This window comes from Streptomyces aquilus (genome assembly GCF_003955715.1).
Taxonomy (GTDB): domain Bacteria; phylum Actinomycetota; class Actinomycetes; order Streptomycetales; family Streptomycetaceae; genus Streptomyces; species Streptomyces aquilus.
Genome location: NZ_CP034463.1, coordinates 1,633,148 through 1,648,457, shown reverse-complemented (window position 1 = coordinate 1,648,457; position 15,310 = coordinate 1,633,148). Strand labels below are relative to the sequence as shown.

Annotated in this window: 14 protein-coding genes; 2 read left to right on the top strand and 12 right to left on the bottom strand. The window is 72.7% G+C overall.

Features of this window, described 5'->3' with window-relative positions:
• Window positions 1-3: 3 nt before the first annotated feature.
• Window positions 4-738, bottom strand: a complete 735-nt coding sequence (locus tag EJC51_RS07575) for a maleylpyruvate isomerase family mycothiol-dependent enzyme (protein WP_126276861.1) — start codon at window positions 736-738, stop codon at window positions 4-6.
• Window positions 739-910: 172 nt separating this feature from the next.
• The gene (locus EJC51_RS07570) at window positions 911-2,083 is read right to left on the bottom strand and encodes an MFS transporter (protein WP_126270343.1); all 1,173 of its coding nucleotides are present in this window, start codon (window positions 2,081-2,083) and stop codon (window positions 911-913) included.
• Between the two features lie 215 nt (window positions 2,084-2,298).
• On the opposite strand from EJC51_RS07570, the gene EJC51_RS07565 reads away from it, so the two are divergent.
• The gene (locus tag EJC51_RS07565; RefSeq protein WP_126270342.1) at window positions 2,299-3,090 is read left to right on the top strand and encodes a class I SAM-dependent methyltransferase; all 792 of its coding nucleotides are present in this window, start codon (window positions 2,299-2,301) and stop codon (window positions 3,088-3,090) included.
• 61 nt (window positions 3,091-3,151) lie between these two features.
• On the opposite strand, the gene EJC51_RS07560 is transcribed toward EJC51_RS07565, so the two are convergent.
• The 9 genes from EJC51_RS07560 to EJC51_RS07520 form a co-directional block, all read right to left on the bottom strand.
• Window positions 3,152-3,565, bottom strand: a complete 414-nt coding sequence (locus tag EJC51_RS07560; protein WP_126270341.1) for a VOC family protein — start codon at window positions 3,563-3,565, stop codon at window positions 3,152-3,154.
• The gene (locus EJC51_RS07555; RefSeq protein WP_126270340.1) at window positions 3,562-4,149 is read right to left on the bottom strand and encodes a dihydrofolate reductase family protein; all 588 of its coding nucleotides are present in this window, start codon (window positions 4,147-4,149) and stop codon (window positions 3,562-3,564) included. The genes EJC51_RS07560 and EJC51_RS07555 overlap by 4 nt, the downstream gene beginning before the upstream one ends.
• Before the next feature lie 72 nt (window positions 4,150-4,221).
• The gene (locus tag EJC51_RS07550; protein WP_126270339.1) at window positions 4,222-5,385 is read right to left on the bottom strand and encodes an oxygenase MpaB family protein; all 1,164 of its coding nucleotides are present in this window, start codon (window positions 5,383-5,385) and stop codon (window positions 4,222-4,224) included.
• A gap of 40 nt (window positions 5,386-5,425) precedes the next feature.
• Window positions 5,426-6,481, bottom strand: coding sequence for a polyprenyl synthetase family protein (locus EJC51_RS07545; RefSeq protein WP_126270338.1), 1,056 nt, complete (start codon window positions 6,479-6,481; stop codon window positions 5,426-5,428).
• Window positions 6,471-6,770, bottom strand: a complete 300-nt coding sequence (locus EJC51_RS07540; protein ID WP_126270337.1) for a polyprenyl synthetase — start codon at window positions 6,768-6,770, stop codon at window positions 6,471-6,473. Before EJC51_RS07540 ends, EJC51_RS07545 begins: the two co-directional genes overlap by 11 nt.
• A 201-nt stretch (window positions 6,771-6,971) precedes the next feature.
• The gene (locus EJC51_RS07535) at window positions 6,972-8,060 is read right to left on the bottom strand and encodes an ABC transporter ATP-binding protein (protein ID WP_126270336.1); all 1,089 of its coding nucleotides are present in this window, start codon (window positions 8,058-8,060) and stop codon (window positions 6,972-6,974) included.
• 459 nt (window positions 8,061-8,519) lie between these two features.
• Complete coding sequence (modB, locus tag EJC51_RS07530; RefSeq protein WP_126270335.1) at window positions 8,520-9,389, bottom strand: molybdate ABC transporter permease subunit; 870 nt, start codon at window positions 9,387-9,389, stop codon at window positions 8,520-8,522.
• Window positions 9,386-10,213, bottom strand: coding sequence for a molybdate ABC transporter substrate-binding protein (modA, locus tag EJC51_RS07525; protein ID WP_126270334.1), 828 nt, complete (start codon window positions 10,211-10,213; stop codon window positions 9,386-9,388). Before modA ends, modB begins: the two co-directional genes overlap by 4 nt.
• A gap of 198 nt (window positions 10,214-10,411) precedes the next feature.
• Window positions 10,412-13,759: a CHAT domain-containing protein gene (locus EJC51_RS07520; RefSeq protein ID WP_126270333.1), complete on the bottom strand. Its 3,348-nt coding sequence runs from the start codon at window positions 13,757-13,759 to the stop codon at window positions 10,412-10,414.
• Window positions 13,760-13,950: 191 nt separating this feature from the next.
• On the opposite strand from EJC51_RS07520, the gene EJC51_RS07515 reads away from it, so the two are divergent.
• Entirely contained in the window at window positions 13,951-14,355 is a 405-nt protein-coding gene (locus EJC51_RS07515) for a hypothetical protein (RefSeq protein ID WP_126270332.1), read from the top strand.
• A gap of 32 nt (window positions 14,356-14,387) precedes the next feature.
• On the opposite strand, the gene EJC51_RS07510 is transcribed toward EJC51_RS07515, so the two are convergent.
• Window positions 14,388-15,242 (bottom strand): hypothetical protein, encoded by an 855-nt coding sequence (locus EJC51_RS07510; protein WP_126270331.1) that lies wholly within the window; start codon window positions 15,240-15,242, stop codon window positions 14,388-14,390.
• Window positions 15,243-15,310 lie beyond the last annotated feature (68 nt).

Genomic DNA, 15,310 nt, shown 5'->3' with positions numbered 1-15,310 from the left:
GCGTCACACGGCCGAGTTCGACCGCCACAGCTCGGCGAGCGCTCGGTCGCCGGTCACGCTCGGGAACGGCACGCGGTTCCACAGCGACAGGTACAACTGGGCGGCGGGCCCACTGATTTCACACTCCGCGTCCCCCGTCTCGCCCCGCTCGGCCGCGGGCGGCTCCTGCGTCAGGCGTACGGTCCACACGGCGTCGTCGTCCGCGTCCGTCGCCCGCACCCGCAGCACCCTCGGCTCCTCGCTGCGCACCCGGCTCCTGGGACGGGCGTGGAAGCCGCGCAGCAGTTCGTCGACGCCGTCCGCGGCGAACCGGGGGTCCAGGATGCTCGGTGTGCCACCGCGGGCGGCCTCCGCGTCGAAGCGGTGCACGCTCGTCTCGTGCGCCTGCCTGCGGGCCCAGAACGCGAGGGGGGACGGGGCGGGCAGGAAGTGCCAGCACTCCAGGTCGGGGGCGGCGGAGGCGAGGGTGCGCACGAGGTGCGCGTGGCCCTCCCGGAACCAGGCCAGAAGCTCGGCGCCGTCGAGGGCGGGCGCGTCGTCGAGGGGGCGACGGGACGGGTGCCCCTCGGCGACGTAGCCGGTGGCCCAGCGGTGCACCGCGCCGGTGTGCCGCACCAGGTCCCGCACCTGCCACTCCGGGCAGGTGGGCACCTTGGCGTCGATGCCGGCCCGCTCCGCGGCGTCGGCGAGCAGACGGCCCTCCCGGTCGAGGATCCGGATGAACTCGGCCGTGTCCAAAGGGGCGTTCTGGGGTGCGTCCGAAGGGGTGTCCATGGAGGTGTCCATGGGGGTGAGTCTGCCGTATCGGGTGCGGGGGTGAGTCTGTCGTATCGAGTGCGCGCGGAAGGCAGGGGTTGGGGGGTGGGCTGGGGGATCTTCGGCGGATCGACGGACGCGCCCGATCATCCGCTCAACGGTGCGTCGCGCGGTGCGTGAGGAGGGCGATGGCGGCTGCCGTCGCGGCCAGCACCGCCACGCTGGTGAGCGCGAGGGGCAGGGAGAACCAGTCGGCCATGAAGCCGATGGCGGGAGGTCCGAGGAGCATGCCGCCGTAGCCGAGAGTGGAGGCGATCGCCACCCCGTCGGGCCCGGCGAGCGTGCCGGCGCGTTCGATGGCGACCGGGAAGAGGTTGGCCAGCCCGAGACCGGTGATCACGAAGCCGACGAGCGCGATCCACAGGGCGGGGGCGAGAGCGCCGAGCAGCATGCCGATCGCGGCGGTCGTGCCGCCGGCCACGAGGGTGCGGGTCTGGCCGAGCCGTTCGAGCAGGCGGGTGCCGGTGAGACGGCCGATGGTCATGGCGAGAGCGAAGCAGGAGTAACCGGCGGCGGCCATACCGGCGGTGACATCCAGGTCCTGTTTGAGGTGCAGAGCGCTCCAGTCGGCCAGGGCGCCCTCGCCGTAGGCCGTGCAGAGGGCGATCAGCCCGAAGGTCAGCACGAGGGGGCGGGTGCCGGCACCCGGCCGGTGCGCTCGGGGTGATGCCTGGGGAGTGTCCCGCGGTGGTGCGGGGGGCGGGATGCGCAGGAGGGCGCGGCCGGTGAAGGCGGTGACCAGCAGGCCGAGTGCGGTGAGGCCGAGCAGGTGCCAGGTGGGGGAGAGCGCACCGGCGACCAGCGCGCCCAGCCCGGCGCCGGCCATGCCGCCGAGGCTGAAGGCGGCGTGGAAGCTGGGCATGATCGGGCGCCGCAGGGCGTGCACGAGGTCGACCGCGGCGCTGTTGAAGGCGACGTTGATCCCGCCGTACGCGCTGCCGAAGACCAGGAGCACGGCACCCAGCGCGAGGGCGGAGTGGGTGAGGGGCGGGAGCGCGACGCTGAGGCAGAGCAGAACGGCGCAGACGACGGTGACCTGGTGGTTGCCGTAGCGGCGGCAGAGGCGGCCGGTGAGGATCATCGTGACGACGGCGCCCGCGGAGACGCCGAGGAGGGCGAGACCGAGGGTCGTGGCGGAGGCGTTGGTCTGCTCTTTGATGTCGGGGATGCGGACGACCCACCCGGCGAAGATGAAGCCGTCGAGGGCGAAGAAGACGGTGAGGGTGGTGCGGAGGCGGCTGAGGTCGGTGGGGGAGTGGCCCGGCACGGCGTTGTGCGTTCGGGGTTTGTTTATTGGCGGCACAAACTCAGGGTAGGGGTGTGCTCGGTTGTGGGCAAGGGTGTTCGGGTGAGCGGGGTGAGGTCGGTGGTCTTGGTAGTGCGCCGATACGTCGCCGCTTGCCGGAAGCTAATTTCGTTGAGGCCACACCCTGCGATCGTGTTGGCTGGCGCACTGAACTCGGTCGTAGCAGGGAGTTGAACGTGCGGGACATGGGGGTCGACCCGGCTGCCCACAATCGGGCCGCCTGGGACAAGTACGTCCAAGAGGGCAACGAGTGGTCGAGGCCGGTGAGTGCCGAGGCGGTCGAGCGGGCCCGCACGGGTGACTGGTCGATCGTTCTCATCGGGCATGAGCCCGTCGACCGCTCCTGGCTGCCGGCGGATCTGACCGGCAAGGACGTGTTGTGCCTGGCCTCCGGCGGGGGCCAGCAGGGACCGATCCTCGCCGCCACCGGGGCGCGGGTCACCGTGTTCGACAACTCGCCCCGCCAGCTCGGTCAGGACCAGATGGTGGCGGCACGTGACGGACTCGAGCTGCGTACCGTCCTGGGCGACATGCGCGACCTCAGCGCTTTCGGTGACGCGGTCTTCGACGTCGTGTTCCATCCGGTCTCCAACCTGTTCGTCCCGGAGTTGGCACCGGTGTGGCGTGAGTGCTTCCGAGTCCTGCGACCGGGCGGAACCCTGCTCGCGGGCTTCCTCAACCCGGACGCGTACCTGTTCGACCACGAGGCGCTCGACGAGCGTGGCGAGCTGATCGTCGTGCACAAGCTGCCCTACAGCGATGTCACGCAGTACACCGCCGAGGAACGCGCCGCGAAGTTCGGCGCGGACGCCGCCCTGGAATACAGCCACACCCTCACCGACCAGATCGGCGGGCAACTCGCCGCGGGGTTCGTCCTCACCGGCTTCGCGGAGGCGCCGCACCAGTCCAACGCATCCGCTGCGTACATGTCGCACTACTTTGCGACGCGGGCGGTCAAGCCGGGCTGACTGGGGCGACGGCCGAGACGGCCGTGTCTTCGAAGGGCCACGTGGAGTGCTGTGCCGGTGGTCACGCGAAGTCTGCCGCTGTGATGCCGTCGGGATGTCCGGGTGGCCACTCCACCAGCTCGATCCGATAGCCGTCCGGGTCGGTGAGCCACGAGGTCTTGGGGCCCTGCGGGCCGCCCGGGTACTGGAGGGGTCCGGGCCGCAGACCCGCTGCGGTCAGCGTGTCGAGGGTGCTGGCGAGCGCGTCCACCTGGATCGCGAGGTGGTCGAAACCGGTGCCCACGTCGACCGGTGCGGCGTCGGGGCGGTGGACCAGTTCCAGCGAGGCCGCCGGTTCGCCGGGGAAGGTGAGGAGGACGAGGCGAGCCCCGCCGCCGAGTTCGACCCGGCCCAGTTCGGCATAGCCCAGGGCCGTGTAGAACGCCAGCGAGCGGGCGAGGTCGCTGACGCGGTAGGAGACGAAGAGCGTCTTCACGCAGCCGCCTCCTCGGATCGCCGCACCCGGTAGCGCAGATGGGTGACGTCCCGGTCGTCGAGGCGTCGGACGAGGTCGAGTTCGATGTGAGCGGCGCCCAGGTGCTCGAACAGCCGCCGTCCTTCCCCGAGGAGGACCGGGACCAGGTGGATCTCCATCTCGTCCAGCTGCCCGGCGCGCAGCAGTGCCTGCGCCGCGCCCGCCCCGTGGACCATGACCGGCCGGTGGCCGGCGGCGGCGCGGGCCTGGCGGGCGCAGTCGTCGACATCGGTGACGAATCGCGCGTGGCCGGGTGGGACGTCCCCGTCCGCCACCTGGTGGGTGAGGACGAAGATCGGCACGCCGTCGTGGTGGTCGCCCTGCCAGCGCCCGGCGAGTTCGAAGGTGCGCCGGCCGGAGATCACCGCGCCGGTCGCCAGCGCCTCGCGGTAGACCTGGCCGCTGGGGCCGTCGGACTCCCGGTCGTCGAGCCAGTTGAAGAGCCGTCCGCCGTCCCGTCCGAGCTCCTGCCCCGGCCGGTCGTCCGGGCCGGCGACAAAGCCGTCGAGCGACATCGACATGTACAGCCGAATCAGACTGTTCATCCTGCTTTCCTCTCCCTCGCTGCCCCGAGCGGGCGGGGCTGTCCAAGGGAAGACTTCGGGCAACGGGCGAACTCATCGGCCCGACACGCCGACCGGCGGAACCCAGCGCTGGGTGCGGGGGATCGTGCCCGGTACGCCGTAGTCCTTCTTGAGGTGTTCCGGGATGGCGTAGTGCATCACCCGGCCGCGCGTCAGGGAGGACAGTTCGAAGACCGTGGTGAGGTGGCCCAGGCGGTCCAGGGCCCAGGCGCCGAGCGGGGAGCGGTCCTCGATCGACTCCAGGACGCCCAGGAGGTGGGGTACGGCCTTGACCACGGTGTCCCACGGAGTGTGCGGCACCTCCAGCCAGTCGGCGCAGGTGTCGCCGACGAGATGGCGGATCAGCGCGGACACGATCGGGTCGAAGAACGTGCCGGGGACGATCTCCTCGTACAGATCGATGAGTTGGCGGGTCAGGTGCGCGCCCTCCTCGGACGGGCCCATGTGCCGGATCATGTAGAGGTCGAGGAACTGGCGGGCGTCGTCGAGGGACTTGGGGACCGCGTCCTGGTCCACGCCGAGCATCGCTCCCACCACCCGCCACGCGTAGTAGTAGGCCTCCGCGCCTTCCTGGGACATGTGGATGCCGAGGCGGTGCAGGCTGTCCAGCACGAGCAGGGAGAAGAACATCTGCCCGCCGATCATGTCCTCCTGACAGATCGGCACCCCCAAGGCGTCGACGTCCCAGCGGTTCTCGCGCCGCAGATGGTGCCGGATGGAGGCGTGCAGCAGGCGGACCTTCTGGGCGGCCGGGATGAAGCGGCTGCCCGACTCGAAGGCGTCGGGCTGCATGAGGCGGACGGTGAACTGGCCGGTCTCCGCCATCCGTTTGGCGGGGTACTTCAGCCCGTGCGTGGCCGACAGCAGCCTCGCCACATGCGGGACGACGTAGCAGGCGGGCATGGCGGCGAAGGACAGCGCGGTGGAGACGTGCACGTTGTTGTCGATGAAGAACAGCCGGGCCTTCTCCATCTCCGACCAGTCCACCCAGCCCGGCGGGACGCGCGTGGCTTCGAGGTACTCCCGTGCGACCTCGGGCAGCCCGTCCGGCAGGGGAGCGCCGGCCGTGGAGACGTACCGCATCAGGGAGTTGAACGTGCCCACCTCGCCCCGTTCGAACAGCGTGGCGACGGTGGCGTCCGCGAGTTCGTCCCCGGTCTGCCGCAGGGCGTCCATCGAGGCCTCGGTGCGGGTCATGGCAATGCTCCTTGTCGTCCGGGGGGTGCCCGGGGTCGCTTCAGGACAGGCGGTTCGTCGCCGACCGTGCCAGCGCGGTCAGCGCCGCGGCGGCGTGCGGTGGGAGATTCAGCTGGTCGAGGGCGCCGAGCGACTCCTCGACCCGGGCGCTGATCATGTCCTCGATACGGTCGGGTGCCCGCAGCGCGCGCATCAGTTCGCGGACCTCGTCCAGGGTTTCCGGGTCCGCGCCGGGCCGGCCCAGCAGGGTGCGCAGGCGCTCGCGGTCCTCGTCGCCGGCCAGTCGCCAGGTCTCCGCCAGCAGGGCCGTGGGCCGGTGGCCCGCGACGTCGTCGGCGTTGGCCTTGCCGGTGTGCGCCGGGTCCCCGAACAGGCCGAGCAGGTCGTCCCGGAGCTGGAAGGCCTCGCCCAGGGGCAGCCCGTAGGACGAGTAGCCCTCGCGCAGCCGGGTGCCGGCTCCGGCCAGAACGCCGCCGATCAACAGCGGTTGTTCCACCGTGTACTTGGCGGTCTTGTAGCGGATCACCTTCAGTGACGCGTCGGTGTCCGGGCCGGTACCCGTGCGCAGGATCTCCAGGCACTCGCCCGCGATCAGCTCCCGGGCCATCACCGCCCACAAAGGCCGGGCGCGGGCGAGATACGCGGCGGGCAGGCCGCTGGTGGCGAAGAGGTGCCCGGCCAGCGCCATCAGCAGATCACCCACCAGCATCGCCAACGACCGCGCCGCCGCCGGGGCGTGCGGACGATGCCTTACGACGTCCCGCAGGGCGATGTGCGCCGTGGGGCGCCCGTGTCGCAGGGGGCTGTCGTCGATGAGGTCGTCGTGGACGACGGCCGCGCAGTGCACCAGCTCCATGGACGCGGCCGCCCGCACCAGCGCGTCGGAGTCCGGCTGCCCCACGGCGCGCCAGCCCCAGTAGCAGAAGGCCGCGCGCAGCCGCTTGCCGTGCGTCACCGCCTCCTCCAACTGCCCGGCCACCGGGCCCAGTAGAGGATCGATCCCGGCGAACCGGTCCGCCTCCTCGGCCACGAACCGGCTCAGCACCTCGTCGACGCGGGCCTTGAACGTCGCCGCTTCCCAGTGGTCAGTCCTCACCGGCGCTCTTCCGGGCCAGGGCCTGTCGGGCGAGAATCTCCAAGTGGGCCGGTGGTACGGCCGCATACCGGTCCAGGACCAGGCGTCCCCGCGCGGTGAGGTCCTGCTCGGCCTGCGCGGCGAGTTCCGCCGCGTCCGAACGCCGCAGCAGACTCCGGACCGTGCCCATGGCCGACCCCAGCGTGTCCACGGCCGACCCCAGCGTGCTCACGGCCAGGTCGGCCAGGCCCGCCACCAGGAGTAACGCCTGCTCGTCGAGGCTCTCGCGCCGTCCTGCTTCTCGCGTCAACTTCATCCCCACCCGCCGAACTTCCGGACGCCGGTCGCGCGCCCGTCCCTTCGAGCATCGCCGCCCAGCGGGTGCCGGCCCGGAGGAACTCACGATCGAGTGATCATCTCGTTCGACCGTGCGGTTCGGCGGCAGCGCCGGGTGCGCGGCCCTGGTACGCCGTCGACTGCCGTGCGGGGAAGCCGAGTTCCGGGAGCTCGCTCAGGCGGGGTAGGCGTGTGTCTGGGTCGCCTTCACCGTCGCCCAGACCTCGGCCCCCGCGTGGAGGTCGAGTTCGGCCGCGGCGACCGTGGTGAGGTCGGCGGCCAGGGGGAGTTCACCGCCGAGGGCGACACGGATCTGGTCGCCGTGGGTCTCCAGGCCGGACACCTCGCAGCGCCAGAAGTTACGGGCGCTCGACCCGGTGGGCCGGTCGCGGTGCAGGGTGATCGCGCTGGGCGGGAACGCGACGAAGACCGGGCCGGTCAGGTCCTCCGAGGTGGTGACCGTGGAACCGCCGTCGACGTGGACCGTGTGCCCCTCGGCCTCGCCCCGGTAGAGGTTGAGGCCGACCAGGTGGGCGATGTAGTCGGTCCGCGGGTGGCGGGCGATGTCGGCGGGCGTGCCCCGCTGGACAACTCGGCCCTCCTCGATGACGACGAGATGGTCCGCCAGCACCATCGCGTCCAGCGGATCGTGCGTGACGAGTACGGCGACCGCCTCGAAGTCGGCCAGGTGGTGCCGGAGTTGGGCGCGGACGTCGAGGCGGGTGCGGGCGTCGAGGGCGGCGAGCGGCTCGTCGAGCAGCAGCAACCGGGGGTGGGTGGCCAGGGCGCGGGCGAGCGCGACGCGCTGGGCCTGGCCGCCGGAGAGCCGACGGGGTTTGGCGGCCGCGTGGTCCGCGAGACCCATCCGTTCCAGCCATCCGGCCGCCTGGGCGCGGGCCTCCGCCTTGCCGACGCCGTGACAGCGGGGCCCGAAGGCCACGTTGTCGAGCGCGGTGAGGTGCGGGAAGAGCAGATAGTCCTGGAAGACGACGCCGACCGGGCGGGACTCCGGGGGCGTACGGTCCAACTCCGCGCCGTCGAGGCGGAGATGGCCGCCGGCGAGCGGGACGAGACCGGCGAGGGCGCGCAGCGCGGTGGTCTTGCCGGCGCCGTTGGGGCCGAGGAGGGCGACGACGTCACCGGGGGCCGCGGTGAGGGCCACGTCGAGCCGGAAGGAGCCGCGCTCGACGACGAGACGTGCGTCGAGACCGTCCGCAGACGGCGCCTCGACGTCGTACCGGATCGTCTTCTCGATGTGGGTCATGGGCGGTCGTCCAGAGGGGTAAGTCGAGGGGCGGTCGTTCGGCACGGTCGGATCATGGGGCCGGTCGTCCGGCATGGTGGGGTCGTGGGGCGGGCGTCCGGCATGGCGGGGTCGTGGGGCCGGTCTTCCCGCATGGCCGGGTCGTGGGGCGGTCGTGCGGCACGGGACGGTCGTGAGGCGGGCGTCCGGCACGGTCGGGTCGTGGGCGGTCGTCCGGCATGGTGGGGTGGTGGGGCAGTCGTCCGGCATGGTCGGGTCGTGGGGCGGCTGTCCGGCGTGGGTCGGTCGTGAGGCGGGCTCCCGACACATTCGCGTCATGGGCCGGTCGTCCGGCGTGGGGCGGTCGTGAGGCGGGTGTCCGGCACAGCTGGTCATGTGAGGCGGGCGGCCGGCTCGGTCGGTCATGACGCGGGCGGCCGGCTCGGTCGGCCATGTGAGGCGGGTGTCCGGCGCGGCTGGTCATGAGGCGGTCATCCAGCGGTCGCGCAGGCCCGCCAGGACCGCGATCGACACGGCGAGCAGCACCAGGCTGAGGGCGATGGCGGCCTCCGGGTCGTTCTGGAGGGCGAGGTAGACGGCCAGTGGCATGGTCTGGGTGCGGCCGGGGAAGTTGCCGGCGAAGGTGATCGTCGCGCCGAACTCGCCGAGGGCCCGCGCCCAGGCCAGGACGGCGCCGGCGGCGACACCGGGCGCGATGAGGGGCAGGGTGACCCGGCGGAACGCCGTGAAGCGCGAGGCGCCGAGCGTCGTCGCGGCCTCCTCGTAGCGCGGGTCGGCGGCCCGAAGGGTGCCTTCCACGCTGATCACGAGGAACGGCATCGCGACGAACGCCTCCGCGATCACGACGCCGGTGGTGGTGAACGGGAGGGTGACCCCGAACCAGGAGTCCAGCCACTTCCCGACCACCCCGTTGCGGCCCAGCGCCATCAGCAGCGCCACACCGCCGACGACCGGCGGCAGGACGAGCGGCAGCGTGACCAGAGCCCGTACTAGCCCCCGCCCCGGGAACTCCACCCGGGCCAGCAGCCAGGCCAGCGGCACCCCGATCACCAGGCTCACCGCGGTCGCCGCCGTCGCGCAGACCAGGGACAACCGCAGCGCCTGCCACACCTCGGCGCTGGTCAGCAGGTCGGGCATGCTGTGCCACGGGGCCCGGATCAGCAGGGCGACCAGCGGCAGGACGAGGAACGCCAGGCCGATCAGCGCGGGCACGAGGAGCGGCAGCGGAGCGGCACCCCGACGACGGCCCACGCGTGGGCGGCGCCGCCGCGGACCGCCGCCGAGGGTGTCCACGGCGGCGCCGGCCTTGCCCGAGGCGGGGGACGTCACGGCTTGAGGAACCCGGCCGAGGTCAGCACCTTCTGCCCCTCGGCGGACTGCACCAGCGCGATGAACGCCTTGGCGGTGGCGGTGTTCTTCGACCCCTTCAGCAGGGTGATCGGGTAGTCGTTGACGGCGTCGGCGGACTCGGGGAACTCCACGCCCTCCACCTTGTCACCCGCGGCCTTCACATCGGTCTTGTAGACGAGCGCGGCGTCGGCCTCCTTCAGCACCACCTTGTTGAGCGCGGACTTGACGTCCTCCTCGTAGGAGACCGGGGTGAGCTTCAGCTCGCTCGCCGCCAGGGCCTTCTCGGCGGCCGCCCCGCACGGCACCGTCTTGTCGCACAGGACGACCTTCAGGTCCGAGCCGGTGAGGTCCTTGAGGGAGGCGACCTTGTCGGGGTTGCCCGGCAGCGTGGCGATCTCCAGCTGGTTGCGCACGAACGTGGCCGGCTCGCCGGCGTTGTCGCCCGCGTCCGTCACGATCTTCATGGTCTTGGGGCTGGCGGAGGCGAAGACGTCCGCCGGGGCACCGCCGGTGATGCTCGCGGCGAGCGCGTCGCTGCCGCCGAAGCTGAAGGTGACCTTCGTACCGGGGTGGGCCTTCTCGAACTCCTTGCCCAGCGTCTCGAAGCTCTCCTTCAGCGAGGCCGCGGCGAACACGGTGACCTCGCCGGACAGCTTGCCGGAGGCCGAGGCGGAGCCGGAGGGGTCGGACGTGCCGGCGGAGTCGTCGTCGGAGGACGAGCAGGCGGTCAGCGCCAGCAGGGCGGCGGCACCGAGGCCGGCCACCTGCGTCGTCCGACGGGTCCGACGCACGGAACGGGTCATCACGGGTCCAACTCCCTCTGGTTCTCACGAACACGATCGCACCGGCCCCGGCGGACCGGTCACGGTGTGCATGCGCCGACAATAGTGCCGCAGGTGCGAGTCGAAAGTCTCCTGTCACATCGCATGAGCAGGCCTCTTTGTGTGGTGGCATGGCATGTGCGTTTGTACGGGGAGGTGGGGGCGCTCCGCGCTCGCCCCCTAGCCGCCGAAGTGAAGGTGTGCCGCCCAGCGGGACGGCCTCGCGGGGTCGTCCTCGCGGAGGTCGAGCACCGCGCGGTGCAGGGTTCTCGCCGCGTCTGCCGTGTCTGCCGTGTCGAGGGACGGGGCCAGGCCCGTGTAGAAGTCGTCCGCGATGCGTCCGGCGGCGCTGTCGGTGACGGGCCAGAGCGTGCCGACGACATGGCGGTAGCCGGCGAGCTGGAAGGCGGTGGCGATGTGGATCGCCTCGTCGGCGAGGCGCTCGTCGGACTTGGCCGTCTCGCAGGCCGACAGATACGCCAGCGTGCCGTTCGGGACGCGCACCGACGACAGCTCGACGGCGGTGAGGGGGGCCGACCCGTGGTCGTGCAGCAGCAGCCGGTCGAGGGACGGGGAGCGGGGGTCGGTCACGGCGTGACAGGCGAAGTGGGCGATGGCATGGCCGGGCAGCTCCCGCAGGACGGCCTCCCGGGTGGCCGCGGGGCCGGACAGGACGGTCGGGTGCGCGGCCAGCTCGGTCAGCCGCTCGGCCTCGAGACGGGCGCCCGGCAGCGGACCCGCGCCGGGGGTCTCACTCATCTCGACCACCAGGAGGCCGTACGGAGACCTCCCGGGCAGGCCCTCCAGCGGTCTGCTCGGGGACGCCTCGTGGTCGTCCGTCGTGCCGGTGCCGCCCCGGTGGAGCGCGTGCACGGTCGAGGTGTACGACGACACCACATGGTCCATGACTGCGGAGACCCCGGCCGGATCGGCGGCGTCGTGCCGGCCCGCCGCGTGCAGGGGGAGGGACGCGGCCACGCCGATCGGGCACCACCAGATCCGGGGCGCCGACTCCGCGGGGAGCCGTACCGGGGACAGTAGACCCAGCTCCGACAGGACCGGCCGGCCGATGCGGTCCCACAGCCAGGCCAGGTGGCCCAGCAGCTCGGCCTCGTCGGGCGACGCGCTCCCCGCGGAGCGAGGCAGCCGCCGGAACGCCCGGGCCCGCGCGCGCAGTTCGGCGTGGTCGCAGTCGAGGCGCAGGGCGCGGACATCGCCGTCCGGCGTGAGCAGCAGCGCGTCGCACCGGGACGGGGCGGGGTTGACCAGGACGACCGGACCGTCCACGGGACGGCGTCGCAGGGACTCGATCGTCGGCGGCCGCAGAAAGCCCTCCAGGCCGGGACGCGAGCGGATGCGATCGAGCAACTGCTCCCATTCCAGTGCCAGTTCACGGTGTCGGTAGGTCCTGGTGCCGTGCCGGGCCCCTGGCACGGGGATACTCCGCACTTGGTCTCCGCCGCCCCGATAGAGGTCCGTCCCTCCCCGATCGGAGGCGTTGAGCAGGTCTCTGAGGCGTACGAGGTCCTCGGCGGCCGCCGGGTCGGCGCGGCGCACCTCGGCGAGGTCGTCGCGGCCGCTCATGCCCTCCCGCAGGAGCAGGCCCCGGGCGTGTTCCAGCAACACCAGCGCGTGTTCGGGTCGGCCGAGGTGGAGGGCGGCGGAGGCGGCCTCGGCGGGCAGGCCGGCCAGCTCGCCCAGGCCGTACTCCCGGTCGGGGCGCAGTAGTTGGCGCGGGGCGATCTCCGGCAGCCACGCGACGGCCTTCTCGTACGCCGCGAGGGCGGCCGCGGCCTCGGGAGGGTCGGCCGACATCGCCGTACGGCCGAGGAGCAGGTGGGCGATGACCCGGGTGCGGGGCGTGGTCGTGACCGTCGCGAGGTCCGTGCAGCACTCCTGCATCTCCCGCAGGACGTCCGCTGTGGCGGGGCGCTGGGCGAGGGCCCGTACCAGGGCCATGAGCGCCGTCGCGCGGTTCGTCGGATCCGCCGTGGCGGCGGTGACGCCCGCGCGGGCCGCCTGGACGGCCTCGTCCAACGCCGCGCTGTCGCCCGTGAGTTCGTACAGGGTGCGGGTGGCCACGCTGAGGTTGCTGAGCCGGCCGCCGAGGTCGGGATCGCTGTGGCTCCCCGCCACCGCGGCCCGGGCCACCTCGACCGCCTCCCGCAGGTACGGCAGGTCGCCGGGCGCGGTGCCTGCCGTGGTGGTGGTGACGGCGTCCTCGGTCCCGGGCGCGGTGCCTGCCGTGGTGGTGGTGACGGCGTCCTCGGTCCCGGGCGCGGTGCCTGCCGTGGCGGGCGTGACGGCGTCCTCGGTCCCCGGCGCTGCGCCTCCCGTGCCCGGCATGAAGACCTCCTCGTCACCCGGCGCGGTGAAGTACAGGCCCGTGGACAGGATGTGCAGCGCGTTGCCGAGGTCGCTGAGCCGGCCGGCCCGCTGCGGAGTGTCGTGGGGGCTCAGCCGTACGGCCTCCCGGGAGGCCTCCACGGCCGCCAGGATCGCCCGGGTCTCCCCGGTGCGCTTGAACAGCTCCTGGTGCACGGCGCTGAGGTTGCCGAGGTAACGGGCGCGGCGGGCGGGCTCGCCCGGGCCGAGCTCGGAGACGGCCTCCTCCAGGACCTGCGCCGCCTCGTGCAGGGCGTCGAGCTCCCGGGCCTCCTCGAACACCGAACGCAGGCCGATTCCGAGGCCGTTGAGGGCGGCGGGCCGGTCCGGGTGCCCGGGCGGCGCCGCCGCGACCGCCTGCCGTGCGACCGCGACGGACTCGCGCAGTGTCTCCACCGAGCGGTCCAGCTGGATGAACAGGGCGTGCAGCGAGTTGGCGAGCAGGGCGAGGCAGGACGCCCGGTTCCCCTGGCCGTCCGGGCACTTCTCGACGGCCTGCCGGCCGACGTCGACGGCTTCCGGGAGGTCTTCCGGGCGGCCTCGCAGCAGGGCGAGCGTGCGCAAGCCGGCGCCCAGGTCGGCGAGGATCGGACCGACTTCGGGGTCGTCGGGGCGGCGCGCGGCCACCCGTTCCCGGTCCAGCGCGATCAGTTCGACCATGACGTCCGCGTCCTCGGTCTGCTCGAACAGCTCGTCGAGGCAGACGGCGAGCGCCTCCAGGAACAGGGTCCGCTCGGCGGGGTCGGCGGCGGCCTCCCTGGCGAGCGGGACCGCCCGTGCGAGCAGTCCCGGACGGCGCGGGCCGGTCATGAGGTGCACCATGACGTTCCGCAGGTTGTGCCGGTGCAGGGCGCGCTGCGGATGGCCCGGTTCGAGGCTCCACCGGATCGACTCGTCGACCTCGACGAGCCGCTCGACGGCCGAGACGTCGCGGCCCCACTCGTACTGGAGGCGCAGGGCCGTGCTCAGATTGCCGAGGCAGGCGGGCCGGTCCGGATGCGCGGGTGACATGACGTCCAGGACGTTCGCGAACGAGTCCCTGGCCGCCGCCAGCTTCTTCAAGTTGCGCTTCCGCACCGCTCGTTGCAGCTCCCACAGGGCCCGGCGCGCGAGCTGATGGTGTTTCAGGAACCCGTCGCTCACCGGCTCGCCCTGCCCTGTGAGCCGCCGCGCCCGTGCGCACGCCGCCTTGCGGTGATCGCGTCCTCGGTGCAGGCTGACGCGAAGATCCCGGCCGTCCCGCGAGCGAGGTGAGGATGACAGGCGACTTGGCGAGGTACCCGTGCCCGGTCTGCGGCCATCGCAGAACGGCCGCGCGCTGCTGGGAATGCGATGTGCGCGACTCCGGCGCGCGCATCGGGCTGCTCGACCTGGTGACGACGGTCGTGGTCACCGCGGCGGTGCAGCCCTTCGTACAGGCCATCGCGAGCAAGGCCGGCGAGGAGGTCTGGCCGAAGATCGCGGGCCTGGTCCGGCCGGGCCGGCGTGAGGAGCTCGGCCAGGGCGTCGAGGAGACCGACCTCCTCGAAATCGCCGCGCTCGACGGCCGTCTGGCCATCAGCATGCCCAAACGGCTGCCGCCGGAGGCCGCCCGCGACCTGCGGGACGTGGTGGCCACGTTGCAGGAGGCCGACGGGCGCTACCGGATCTCGTACGACGCCCCGTCCCGGTCGTGGCAGATCACCCGGGCCGATCAGGGCCAGGCCCCCCGCACCGCGGACCGCCCGCCGGACACCTGACCGCTGCCGCCGCCCCACCGACGCGCCCTCGGTCAGACCACGCCGGCGATCCGGCGCGCCAGCGAGCCCGAGACCACCGACCCGACGACGATCCCCACCGTCAACAGCACCGGACCGCTCGACAGGGCGTGCGCGGCCCAGGCGAACCCGCCCACGACCAACGGCCCGAACCAGACCACCGACCGTTGCCGGAACGGCTCCATGCTGAACCGGGTGGCCAGGAGGGCGAGGACGAACGCCACCGACGCCATGCCGAGGAAGACGCCCCGCGCTCTCTCGAAGCCTCCGTCGCCGAGCGCGTAACCGCCGACGGCTCCCGCGACCGTGCCGGCGGCGAGCAGCAGGATCGCCCAAGTGTCGTGGATCTCCACGTAGTTGCGGGGGCTGTCGCGGTGCACGAGCTGCCAGCCGCCCATGAACAGGTCCGGGAACGTGGACACTCCGACGAACGCCCCGATCACCGCGCCGGACCAGCCCGCCAGCAGCAGCCCGACGAGCAGCCCGCTCACCAGCCCCACGACGACACCGGGCCCGACCAGATGAGTGCCGCCCTGCTCCTCCTCCGGGGCCGCGGCCGTGAAAGGTGCCGGGCCGGTGGAGCCGGGGCCGCCGTCCGGGGCGAGGTGGTCGGCGGTGCGCACGATGCGCTGCGCCTCCCGGGGCGACACCTGGAGGGTGGTCAGCACCTTCATCAGGAACGCGTCGCGCTCCTCGGCCGTGTCCGGACCGGCGTGCGTCATGCCGTTCCAGGCGGTCACGCCCCGCAGGCGGACGTAGCCCAGGGTCTGGTAGGTGCCGGACTCCGGCAGGTACATGTAGTTCAGCGGCAGGTCGGCGTCGCGGTCGATGTGCAGCACCGATATCCGGTGCAGATCCCCGAACGGCATGCGGCACCACCCCCTCCGGCAGCCTCGGGCGCCCACCCGGTCGTTGTACCCATCCTCTGACAGCACCT

Bases quoted from the DNA above. Each gene is read 5' to 3' on its own strand.
- EJC51_RS07550 (WP_126270339.1), bottom strand. From the start codon at position 5,385: ATGACCCGCACCGAGGCCTCGATGGACGCCCTGCGGCAGACCGGGGAC.
- EJC51_RS07510 (WP_126270331.1), bottom strand. From the start codon at position 15,242: ATGCCGTTCGGGGATCTGCACCGGATATCGGTGCTGCACATCGACCGC.
- EJC51_RS07535 (WP_126270336.1), bottom strand. From the start codon at position 8,060: ATGACCCACATCGAGAAGACGATCCGGTACGACGTCGAGGCGCCGTCT.
- EJC51_RS07555 (WP_126270340.1), bottom strand. From the start codon at position 4,149: ATGAACAGTCTGATTCGGCTGTACATGTCGATGTCGCTCGACGGCTTT.
- modA (WP_126270334.1), bottom strand. From the start codon at position 10,213: ATGACCCGTTCCGTGCGTCGGACCCGTCGGACGACGCAGGTGGCCGGC.